The organism is Mycoplasma sp. 1781 (assembly GCF_053851675.1).
The window spans coordinates 17,770-31,252 of the sequence record NZ_JBSQBC010000010.1 but is presented as its reverse complement, the minus strand read 5'-3'; the positions used below and the strand labels follow the sequence as shown (position 1 = coordinate 31,252).

The following is a 13,483-nucleotide window of genomic DNA, read 5'->3' as shown; positions in this document are numbered from 1 at the left end:
GTCATTGGTAAGGTGGCTTCAAAATTAAATGAAAAACAAGTTCCTACTAACTTTGAAAAAGGTATTAAAAAAATTTCTGTAATGTTAACCTGCATCATTGCTTTTGTTATTCCTATCATTTTTTTAATTGTTGGATTAACCCATCAAAAGATTGAAGGAAACAATGCATGATTTAATGCCTTATTATTTGGTATATCTATTGCTATCGGATTAATCCCTGAAATGTTGCCAATGATTGTAACTGCTTGTTTATCAAAAGGTTCAATCGCAATGGGGAAGGCAAAAACTATTGTTAAAAATATTAACTCTATCCAAAATTTTGGTGCTATGGATATTTTATGTACTGATAAGACTGGAACAATAACTCAAGATGAAATTATTCTTGAAAGGCACCTTGATGTTAATGGGAAAGAGGATTATCATGTTTTAAAGTATGCTTTTTTAAATTCTTATTATCAAACGGGATTAAAAAACCTACTAGATAAATCGATTATTAATCGTACCCTTGATTTAGCTGATGAACAAAAATCATTAGATAATCTTGAACTGCATTATTTGAAAATTGATGAGGTTCCTTTCGATTTCAATAGAAAGCGTATGTCAGTGCTTGTAAAGTCTCTTAAAAATAATAAGGTTACATTGATTACTAAAGGAGCTGTTGAAGAAATTATTAATGTATGTAGCACAATTTATTTAGATGGAAAAGTAATTCCTCTTGATAAAAAGGTAATCCGTAAAGTTTTGAATAAGGTTGAGGAATTTAGTGAAGAAGGAATGAGAGTTGTTGCTGTCGCTTCCAAAAAGTCTAATATTGATGCTGTCGGAAAACTGAGTGTAAACGATGAAAAAGATATGACTTTAATAGGCTATCTAACATTTTTAGACCCACCGAAAGATTCTGCTGAAGATGCTATTAAGAAGTTACATAATTTGGGCGTAGAAGTAAAAATACTAACTGGTGATAATCCACTGGTTACAAAGGCAGTTTGTTCAAAAGTCGGCATTCCTTATGAAAAAATATTGCTAGGAAAAGATATTACTAAACTTAGTGATGTCGAGCTAGCAATCGAAGTCGAAAAGACACAAATTTTTGCTAAACTTAGCCCCGATCAAAAAGCTAGAATAATTACCATTTTGCGTAATAATGGTCACGTTGTTGGCTACATGGGTGATGGTATTAATGATGCACCAGCAATGAAGGTTGCTGACGTATCAATATCTGTAGATACAGCAGTTGATATTGCAAAAGAGTCAGCTAATATCATTCTTCTTGAAAAAGATTTAAATGTTTTGGCTACAGGGATAGTTGAGGGAAGAAAAACTCATGCCAATATTAATAAATATATAAAAATGACTGTGTCCTCAAACTTTGGAAACATTTTTAGCGTAGTTATAGCCTCAATTATGCTTCCATTTATTCCTTTAGCACCTGTGCAAATTATTTTTTTAAATTTAATTTATGATTTTTGTTGTGGAACAATTCCGTGAGATAATGTAGATAAAGAATTTATTCAATCTCCGCGGCAATGGGGACATAAGTCTATTTGACGATTTATGCTATGATTTGGCCCTGCTAGTTCGATTGTTGATGTTATGTCGTTTTGTTTATTATTTTTTGTTATCATTCCACAAGCAATTAAACAAACAACATTTACCAAAATTAGTGATTATAGTAATTTATCTCTTGAACAACAAAAAGAATTTAGATTGATGTTTTGAGCTGGGTGATTAGTTATCTCAATGTGAACACAAACTTTTGTTATTCATCTATTAAGAACTGATAAAGTGCCACTAATTAAATCTAACGCTTCTACTCCGGTGATTATTTCAACCTTGACCGGAGTTGCGCTGGTAACTGCTCTTCCTTATATTCCAAAGCTAAATACTTCCTTGCAACTAGCACCGCTACCCTCGATATTTTATGCTTGGCTTGCACTGTTGCTTTCGACCTATACATTTCTTGTGATAATAACCAAAATTATTTATCGTAAGATCTATAAGCATTTCTTATAATTAATAAGTCAACTTGGCTTATTTTTTTAATTTTGTAATAATCTAAGAAAAAGTTAAATATTAACACATTAATATATTAAAATTAATATTAAAAATTAGGGAAGGAAAATTTAAGCTAAAAAAAATGAAAAAATTAGATGAAAATGTAATTATTTTTGGGATGGATAATTCTGAAAAACTAGCTAATGAAATTGCTAAATATTTAGACACTGATGTTAAAAAGGTTAATAAAGTTGTTTTTGCTGATGGCGAGAATTTAGTTTATCCCGACGAAACTGTTCGAAATAAAACTGTTTTTGTTATCAACAATACAGGAAAACCAGTCAATGATAATTTGATGAGTCTTTTGATATTTATTGATGCACTGAAGCGTGCTAGCGCAAAAAGAATTATTTGTGTTACTACTTATTATGGTTATGCAAGACAAGATAGAAAAACAAGCGGCAGACATCCAATTTCAGCCAAACTTGTTGCTGATTTATTAGAAACTGCTGGTGCTGATAAAATTATTGTTGTTGATTTGCACAATGCATCAATTCAAGGCTTTTTTAATATTCCTGTTGATGATCTAAGAGGTCAATTTATTTTTGCTAAGGAATTAAGAAAAAGAAAAGATAAATTTGTTATTGTCTCTCCTGATCATGGCGGCGCAGTTAGAGCACGTCAATTATCAGAATGCCTAAATTCCGATGAACCAATTGCAATTATTGATAAAAGAAGAACTGGCCCAAATGTATCTGAAATTATGGGCGTTTTAGGTAATGTTAATGGTAAGAATGTAATCATCTATGATGATATTATTGATACTGGTGGAACTATTATACATGCCGCAGAAACACTAAAGGCACAAGGCGCTAACAAAGTTATTATCGCTGCAACACACGGATTGTTTTCAAGAGGTTTTGAAATGTTTGAAAGCAATCCTATCATTGACGAAGTTATAATAACTAATTCAGTAGATCACTCACATTTATCACATTTTAAGAAGCTAAAAGAATTATCAATGGCCGAATTTCTTGGTTTAGTTATTGAGGCTAATACTAATAGCACATCAATAAGTGAAATTTATAAAGAATATAGTAATGGAAGAATTTAGAAGAATTATAACTCAATATCTTTGCATTGAAGATGAAGACATAATTGCTAAACTTTATTTATATTATCAGTTAATTGAAGAAGAAAATAAGAAGTATAATTTAACTGGCTTCTACGGTGAAAAATTAATTAAAGAGGGCATTATAGAATCAATTCTTATTTTTAAAAATATAAATAAAAATATTGCAAATCTATGTAATAAAGAGGTTCTTGACATTGGCTCAGGAGCAGGTTTTCCTATTATCCCTTATTTAATATATAGTCAAAATTTTAATCTTACAATTTATGAGCCGATGCAAAAAAGGGTAAATTTTTTATGGCTTGTAGTCAAAAAATGTAATTTAAAAAATGTAAGGATTCTTAAAATAAGATCAGAAGAATCATTAGAAAAGGAAAGATTTGATTTTATAAGCGCAAGAGCAGTTTCAGAATTAAAGAATCTTGTTGAAATATCTCATCATGTTGGAAAAATAGGCTCAATTTTTTGTTTTTTAAAATCAACTAATTTTCAAAAGGAAATTGATAATTCTAGAAATATTAAGAATATATTAAAAATTAAATTTAATACTTTATGTTTAAATAAATTTTTTACTATCGATAATGTCTTGGTTTATTATGAAAAAAAAATTCCTACCCCTAATTTTATCCCAAGAAAATGGTCGATAATTATTAAAGAAAATTCCAAAAAATAAATTTAAATTTTCTGCTCATTATGTACATGAGCAGAATTTTTTGTTGCATAATTAAAAAAATTTATTAAATAATAATTTAATAAACTATATAATTAACATTACAAAGTTTGGGAAGGGGTGAGAGATGAAGAGATTATTTAAAGAAGTTTTTAGGTCACTTGCTAAAAACAAAGTTACATTAATTTGTTTAACGATCTTAATTTTCTTAACAACATTTTTATTTACTTTGTTAAATGATGTTAAGACTTCATATTCACGAACAATAAATGCATATGATAAGGTTTCTAAATTGCATGATTTAACTGTTGATTTAGATATTAATCCTTCAGGAGTCATCCCTAGCCATGGATATAATCAAATTGATAAGGATAATCATAGTGTTATTACTTCGCCAATAAAATTCGAATCATCTAAAAATGGTTCGGATGTTTCTTATACGATTAATTTGCCGGGAAGCGAGCACAATTTTATTAACATAAAAGATACTATTGAAAATTGAAACACCAATCCTAAATATTATTTGAAGACTGAAGACTTTTTAAAATTATATTATGAACAACTTTCGGGTCAAGTTTCAAGTGTCAGATTCGAGATTAATAAAGAAAATCCTAATCCCCAAAAGATTAGAGAATTTACTTTTTCAGGTGAAAATAGAAAATTTAAAGTTTATCAAAAAGAGGGAAATAAATATTCTTTGGTAACTAAAGTAAACAGAGTTAATACCGATGACTTAATAACATTTAAAACAAAAGTAAAATTAGGTGATATTTTAACTATATCATATGGTCCTAAAGGACCTTTTAATCAACAAACAATTAAAGATAGCGTTGTAGAATCCTCGCCTCTTTATATCAATACCGTAACTAAGCAAGCATCATTTTTGACCCAAGATTATGATGAATGAAAAGCAGAAGGTGTTTTATATGTTATTGAATCTAATAAAGTCCTTGAATTAATGGGATTTGAAAAAAAATCAAATGATCAAAAGTGATATTTTAATGAAGAAAAAGCTAAAAATGCAAAAATTAAAATCGCTGGCAAGCAAAAAACAACACAATGAAATATTATTAATGATGATATCCTTGTTGATGATTTTAAACTCGGGACATTTGCAAATGTAAATAAAATAGTTTCTAATTCTCCTCTATATATCGAACTAGCTTCTAATAATACTTATAAAATTCCGGAAGGATGAATAAGAAGAGCTGAGCGAATGGTTTCATATAATTGATATCGTTACATTTTAAATTGAAATGAAAGCAATCAAGAAGATAAGTCCAATTGAAAAGGATCGTACTTTAAATTTATTGAGCAATTTAGCAAAAATCAACCCAAAGAATATGAGCAGCATTTATATTTCTCTTATTGAGATAAGACCATAACCACTACCTATAGTATTGGAAATAAATATAAACAAACCTTTGTGCAAACGGTTCCAATTGATAAAAATGATATTGATGTTACCTTTAAACAGCCGTGAAGTGGAGGGAAAGAAAATACACGAATTCCTAAAAATAAGCAAAACCTTGATGCCTTTAATTTATGAAATATTAAGCAAGTAGAATTTAATAAATTAGGATCGCAGCCATTAAGTGATGAAGAATTTCAAGATGTATCAAATGTTAGCAAGCTTAATGTAGCTCAAAATTTTATTCGTAATAATGCTTTAAGTTTTGCTCGTTCTTCAATACTAGAAGATATTAAAAAAACTGTTGGTAAAGATAATTTAGGTATTAGAAAAACCATCACTGTTGAAACAGTTAATGAAGGCAACGCAAAAAAGAATGTATTTCATTTTGTTAATATTGGTGATAAGGATAAAAAAATACTAGGATTTGAAAATAATGTCGGTAAGTTATATAATGAAAGTCTTAATCCATCTATTTTGCATTCAAGTATTTCAAATGAAAATGTTGATAAATTCTTATTAAAGCCAGATAAAAATAGCAATCTTATAACTAAAATTCCTGCTGTTTATACCAGGTCGTTAGTTGAAACTATTTTTCGTAATTTTACGCCAAATAATGAATATTTTAATGCGGATATAAGATTTGAAAAGTACTATGATTTTCTTGAAAATACAAAAATCCCAACACTAGTTGATGGAAAAATATTGGTTTTAACTACTGCTACGCCAGAAATAAAGCGCCCCGGAGGATCTACTGTCGTTGGGGCAATTGCAATGCCTAGACCAAATAAATATATATTTTTAGTTCAAAGCAATATTGATGGTTTTACAGACGATATCGTGTGAAATAAGGTTTTAGTTAATGACAAGGAATATTTAAGCTTGGATGAAGTTTATAATTACCTTGTTCAACAAGATTATACTGTTCGTGGTGAAATAGGTGCAAACGGTTGAGCCGTTGTTAATCCTCAATTTAGAAACGCAATAAGTTTACCAATATCATTCGGATCAATTTCACCAGATTTAACTCTTGAAATTACACAAAAAAATACAATTAAAACCTTAGTTGATAGATTACGTTCAGTTCTTTTAGATACAGATTTTGGAAAATTATTTGATCGCCGTGATGTATATCGTATTTTCAAAGCTGTCACCGATTCTGTTGAAAGCAATGGGTTACATACATTACTTGCCATCGGAAAAACTAACCGTTTTATTTTAGAAAAAACAATTTTAGATATTATTAAATTTTTAGTTAAACCTCTGCCGCAAGATAATAACCAAAATCTTGAATACATAAATATAAATGCAAATGCTTTCATTCATAATTTCTTTGCAAAGATATTTTTATATTTCAAAAAACAATATTTACTATCGGCTAAAACTAATGAAGAAAGGGAAAACTATCTTGTTTCACAAATAAATAATCTAAGCGGAATTTTAAATTTTTCTAATTTATACATTATTCCACAACTCAAGATTTCATTAAAAGATCTATTTGTTTATATAAGAGATAAAGAAAAAATTTTCGATATTTTAACCGAAATATTTTCATCAATTGATTTTGTTAAATTTTCAGCAATAATAAACGATTGATACGATCGCCATCCATATAAACCGTTTACTGCGGTAAATGATACATATTGAACAATGTCTCATGAACGGATGATTATTTCTTTATTAAGTTCATTGAATGAAGAAAAATTCAAAAAATCCATTAAGAACCTTTTTAATTTAGTAGATTTTAGCAAAATACTTGATCCAGAGCAAAAAAGCAGCTACTACCAAAAATGAGTTCAAGCATACAAAAATATAAATCAAGACTTAGATAAAAATACGAAGGATGAGGCTAAAAAATTCTTTAAAGCCTTAGACGCTAATAAAGATGGCTCATATAAGAATATTAACGAAGGACTATTTAGTATTTTTTCAAATATAAATATTGAACAATTCACTAATTCACTTAATAAATTAATTAAGATTAATAAATATCCAATTACAGCTAATAATAAAATTTATAACGATTACAATACTGAATATTTAAATCAATCTGATTATTTGGCAGCATTTATGTCCTCTCTAAACCTTGTTGGCGAAAATGAAATTTCAGCAAGCAAAATTATTCAAATTCAAAATGCAATTATTAAAATTTTTAACTTTTCAAACAAAACAGAAAGTTTGGTTAAAGAATTAAATATTTCTATTCCAACCAAAGAAGAAGGAAAAATTTCATTACTAGATTTGGCTATTTTGCCTAAATTAGCATTGCCAAATAATTTGTCTAGCAGTTTTTCTATTCCTTCGTCATATAATGTTCCTATTAATGAGTTTGATTTAGTTGATATCAAAAAAATTATTGCAAAGGTAAAACAAGCAATAAATTCTAAAACTTTATTAAAATTAACTAAATCTGAGTTTGATTTTGTTAAACAGCAAGCACTTGTTAATGATATTGAGCTAAATAATCTATCAAAATTACTTGCTAAACTTGAAAAATATTTTAATTTTGTATCTCTTTTAAAACTCAAATCTCTTAAACCAAGGGATAATAAGTTCGACTTTATATTAGAAGACAAAAACCAAAAGCCCGAATCATATGCTGATTTAGCCTATTTATCAGCAATTATTGATTCAAATGCTAAAGATAAAAAATCACAAATAGAAATTCTCAAAACCTTGCATAATTTTCTTGCTAAATATCTAGGTTCATCATTTCTTGCAAATGGTGAGGAATCAATTATTAAAAATATGCTTGTTTTATATAGCATATGGATTAAGATGGCTTATTTTTTGAATAGAATTGAGCGTATTGAGGATAAAATATCTATTGATCAAAATACTGGACAAAAGATTATTGAAAAGCAATATGCTAAAAAACTTTCTTATGCACAAATTAAACTTGTTCTAAATGAAATCTATAAACTAGCGTTAAATCCTGAATTTGTTAAGGCAATGCAAAACTTTGATAAAGTTATTAATCCAATTCCTAGTTTAGGAATATTAGGAAGCGATAATAAGTATCAAGCAACACTTTTAAAAATTCCTTATGCTCATGCACATACTAATTTAGCAAATCGTGAACTTATTTCTTTATTGAAAAAATCGCACGGTATTAATTTATTTAAATCTAATTTAATTAATGTTGGAATTGACACCAAAACTATTGATAAAATAATTGACCTTTTAATTAAGAATTCAAATGAACTGACTTATAACTTTGGTTACATTGCAACAGCCTCGCAAATTCCAACTTATTACAATAATTCGTTAAAAATGTTTCTTGATTCATTCCTTGAAACTAATGACAAAACTCCTATAAAACCGTTAATTAAAGATGATTATGAACTAGATTTGGCATTCAAAAAGGTTATTGAAAATTCAAGACTTAATAATCATTTATCATTATTAAATATTCCTAATAATCTATTAAATCCTTTGACACTACTAAGCTTTCCTCAAATTCCTTTATATTATATTTTAAGTCCAAATCCAAACGAAGGTAATATTGCTTATATTGTTAAAAAAGTTTTAAATAATCTTAAGTCTTCGAATGTTAAGGATATATTTTATCAAATTGAAGCAATTACACAAAATTTTGAAAATTCTGCTTATTATGTTGAATCAAAAAACGATACTTCTATTGATTTAGACCTATCTAGATTTAATTATATTTTTAATCAAAAATTAAGAAATAGTAATGGTAAGGGACTTGATTTATTTGGTATTAACATTACCTCATCTTTAGAAAAATCAGTATATAAAATCATAGAACCTATTAAAATATCAAATTTAATTTTTTATTCAGATTCAGGCTCATATGTTGCTAAAGTTAATTATGGTTATGCATCTAAAAACGGTAAAGAAGTCTATAAAGGTGATATAAGCAAATATCTATCGAACCCTTATGCTATGCAATTATTTATTTCTTCATTAGATGAAAAGTACAAGGTTAAAGTTAATACGCAGGAGTATTTAATCATTGGTATTGATTCAACTGTTGATTATTTATATCCTGTTATTAATGAAGAAAATATTCAAGTAGATACTAATACCCAAGCAATTATTTATGTCAATTCAAAGGGTTTTGACCGTATAAATTCAGCATATCCAACTTTTGCTGTTAAGACTTATGCATTAGTTAAAGCACCTGTTGATGAGAATGGAAAATATTTACATAATAAATCGCCGAAGGAATTGCAGGAGCAATTTAATAATGATATTAATCTTATTAATCCTAATTCATTTAACAAAAAGGTTTATTTAAAAGATGAATTAGACAATATAAATCCTGAAAGAAAGATAAGAATTGTAACCATTAGAACTATTGTTAATTCAATCAAAAATGCCACATTCTATTTAATTTCTGTTTTAACTATCTTAGTTGCATTCATCATATACTTTATTATGAAGAGATATATTGAAGCGAGAAATAAAGTTGTTGGAATATTGCGTGCTCAGGGTTATAAAACCTCAAAAATAGCATTTGCATTTTGTGCTTTTGGTTGAATCCCTGCTTTTGTTGGCGGTTTACTTGGCTATATTGTTGGTTTTGCTTTACAGGGAACAGCAATGAATGTTTTATCTTCATACTGGACACTTGAAAATAATATAATTCCTATTCACACCTCCGCCATCCTTGGTACAATAATTGCACCGTTGTTATTTGTTAGTTTCTTAATTTTTATAATAACAGCAATTTCTGTTAGAAAAAAACCTATTGAGTTAATGAGTGGTCTTGTTGAGGTTAAGGTTGGGAATTTTGCTCAAAGAATTTCAGCAATGTTTAGAAAACTGCCAGTTAAAGCAAGATTTATCGCTTCTATGGCACTAAATAATTTCTGAAAAATGTTCTCGCTATTCTTAGCATTTTCAACCACATCGTTGATTTCTATGTTCTTTTTATCGTCAAACAACATTTTTAATAAGGCTATAACAAAAACATATAAAGATAGACTCTATAAATTTAAGCTTGATCTTGAAAGCCCGACAACTGAAGGTGGGCCTTATGTTACTTATAATAAATCTGATATAAATTCATTATTATATGTTCCTAATGATTTAGCTGGATCATCTTCATCAAATGGTAGTCAACTTGATTATGCTAATCCGAATTTCTTAAGACCAGGCAGTTCATTTAATACCGATGTCCCACATATTCCGTATGCACCAACAGTGTTGACTAAATCATCACTTGATATCTTGATTGATTTATCGGTTGAATTAAGCCCTTGAGATATTACTTATGCTAGTTTGCCTGAAACGCAAAGAGCTAGAGTCGCGCAAATATTTAAGCGTGTATCAAAAGAAATGCAAGCTACCCAATATTTAATTGATATTTCTAAGTTAAAAACCGGTAAGGATTATTTAAATGTTGAAGATAGTGACATATCAAATATTATTGCTGTTACTGATTTGGAAAAATTTCAAAAAGATCTTGCCAATAATAAGCCAGAAGATATAAAAAATCGTACGAGCTTCTTTTATTTCACTTCGTCGTCTTTATATCAAAACAATCAATCCAACGGAAGAATTAGCGAACAGTTTAAATTTATTGAATGAGATCCCATTAATGAAACATACTTTAAACCAAAATCTGTTTCAACATCGAGATATAGACAGGAATATCGTAATTTCTTGGTTAATGCCTACCGTCGTATTGAAGGTCTTGATTTCTTTGTATCATTTGGCGGTATTTATTGAAATGATGTAACTAATGAAAAATATACTTATGCTAAAACACTATATAATAATAAAGAAATAAAGATTTATGGATATTATGGTGATAGTAGATTCATTTCAATGCACAATGCTAATAATGAAGATTTACAACAGAAATTAGCTAACTATCAATATAATGAAAATACTACAATCCCATTGATTGTCAATACTGTTGCCCAAAAAAGATACAATCTTTCTATTGGTTCAAAAATTGAATTTGATTTATTAAACCATGTTGATCGCTTTAGTTATCGTGCGTTAAATCAAAAGCCACCAAGAACTAAATATACCTTTGAAGTTATTGATATATCCGAAACATACATTAATAGTGAATTTATTACAAGAAAGGACATCTTAGACAAAATTTTGGGTTATGACACATTGACTACTCGTTTGCAAAACGCACGTAAACAAGAACTAGAAAATGCTATATTCTTAAACCCACAAAATAAACAAAAAATTACTAGAGACTTTAGACGAAAATATGAAGCGTTTAATGGTATTTTATCTAGTGATACAACACCAGTCCAAACGATCGATACCTTAACTACTTATTCATCAACCGGTTTTTGAGGTGCGACCTCTTCATTCGAAGTTGAAGGTGCAAGCGATCAAACTGTTTGAGAATTCTTTAAACGCATATTTATATCTAATAAAGATCTAAATTATATATCCGTTTATGAACACAATATTGATTCCTATAATGAAGCACACCCTGGAGCTAAATTAAGATATAAAGACGTATTATTTAGACTTCTTAATATAAATGAATCTCAATATGAAAAGATTGTAAAACAAGCTAATTCAAATGAAGAATTTAAAGGTTTAGCACGCAGTATTCTTACGAAATTTTATGGAATACAACCCGATACTATTTATGGTAAAAATATTATGTATGGCGCCTCATTTAACGTTAATAGTAAAGATATTGAAGCAGGTTTTATAGCTGATATTTCTGAAACTGTAAATGTTATTCTAATAGCTTTTATTGTTATGTCGCTATTGATTTCCATTATAATATTAATTGTTATCACTAATATTATGATTGCCTCAAATCAAAGAGCAATAGCTACGTTTTCAGTTTTAGGTTATACTAATCGTGAAAAGATTTCACTATTCTTTGCTAACTTTGTTCCGACTATAATATTTGCTTGTTTATTAATGATACCTGCAACATTACTATTGATTTCGGTATTTAATGCATTTATGATGGCTACATCTCAAATTGTCTTGCCACTTGTTTTACACTATTCAACAATTATTATCTCAGCAGCAATTTGCTTAACAGTGTTTATTCTGACCTCGATGGCTACTTGAAAGAGTTTAAATAAAATTAAGGCCATTGACACCTTGAAAGGAAAATAATGTGAAGAAGAAATAAAAAAGTTGAATCTAAAAATGAAGATTTAAATGTTTCCATGAATAATAAAAAAGAGACATCAATGGCTTCGAATGCTGATGGAATATCGGGTCATCCATTAGATAGTGCAACGCTAAAAAAATATAAATTAGCAAATAATAAACCTCGAAAAAAAGATGGATTAGAAAAGGAAAAGAATAGCGATGGCAATATTGTTGAAGTTTTTGATGTTAAGAAAACTTATTTATCAGGAAACGTTGCAACCGATGTTCTAAAAGGTGTATCTTTAACCATAAAAAAGGGCGAAATTGCAATATTGTATGGTAAATCAGGGTCAGGAAAATCGACACTTTTAAATATAATAAGTGCACTAGATAGACCAACCAGTGGTAAGGTTATTGTTAATAATATAAATTTGCCTTATCTAAATGAATCCAGACAAACGCTATTTAGACGCGATAATATTTCATTTATTTTTCAAAACTATAATTTATTGCAAAATCTAAATAGCTATGATAATGTTGAGACCGGCGCTTATTTGCAGAAGGACAAGTCAAAACATTTGGATATTAAGAAATTATTTAAGGATTTCGACCTTGAAGAATGTATGTTTAAATACCCTTCACAAATGTCGGGTGGTCAACAACAACGTGTTTCTATCCTAAGAGCAATAGCTAAAAATTCTGATATTCTTGTTGCTGATGAGCCAACCGGTGCTCTTGATGAGAAAACAGGATGAATTGTTTTAAAAATTCTTCAAGAAATCAACCGCGATTATGGAACTACGATAATTATTGTTTCACATGATGCTGATGTTGCACAAATTGCGGATAAAGTTATTTATCTTGAATTAGGACATATTAAGGATATAAAACATCAAGAACGAAAATGATTAATAAAAAAGGAAAAAGAAAATTAAAATGATTATAACTATATTATTTATTATATTTGGGTTAATACTATCAACTGCTATTATTACTCTATCAGCATTTTTGCTATCAAAGAAAATTAAAAAATCTTACATAGTATCCTCATATTGCATGTTATCATCTTGCTTACCAATATGGATCGCTTTATTTATCTCTGCATTCACATTGACGAAAATAGTATTACTTGTATTCATATGTATTACGCTAATATTAATAATTGTTTCAGCAATTGTATTTGGTATTGCTAGAATAAAAGTTGCTACTCAAA

The 13,483-nt window shown here is 28.4% G+C and carries 5 protein-coding genes; all 5 read left to right on the top strand.

Features of this window, described 5'->3' with window-relative positions; genetic code table 4:
- Window positions 1-2,013 (top strand): magnesium-translocating P-type ATPase (gene mgtA, locus ACWXVP_RS02330; protein WP_456012894.1); only part of this gene is annotated, 2,013 nt, incomplete at its 5' end.
- A 124-nt stretch (window positions 2,014-2,137) separates the two neighbouring features.
- Window positions 2,138-3,109: a ribose-phosphate diphosphokinase gene (locus tag ACWXVP_RS02325; protein ID WP_438340349.1), complete on the top strand. Its 972-nt coding sequence runs from the start codon at window positions 2,138-2,140 to the stop codon at window positions 3,107-3,109.
- Complete coding sequence (rsmG, locus tag ACWXVP_RS02320) at window positions 3,096-3,800, top strand: 16S rRNA (guanine(527)-N(7))-methyltransferase RsmG (protein WP_455994937.1); 705 nt, start codon at window positions 3,096-3,098, stop codon at window positions 3,798-3,800. Before ACWXVP_RS02325 ends, rsmG begins: the two co-directional genes overlap by 14 nt.
- 124 nt (window positions 3,801-3,924) lie before the next feature.
- The gene (locus ACWXVP_RS02315; protein WP_456012892.1) at window positions 3,925-12,291 is read left to right on the top strand and encodes an ABC transporter permease; all 8,367 of its coding nucleotides are present in this window, start codon (window positions 3,925-3,927) and stop codon (window positions 12,289-12,291) included.
- Entirely contained in the window at window positions 12,291-13,205 is a 915-nt protein-coding gene (locus tag ACWXVP_RS02310; protein WP_438340346.1) for an ATP-binding cassette domain-containing protein, read from the top strand. Before ACWXVP_RS02315 ends, ACWXVP_RS02310 begins: the two co-directional genes overlap by 1 nt.
- The last annotated feature ends 278 nt before the right edge of the window (window positions 13,206-13,483 follow it).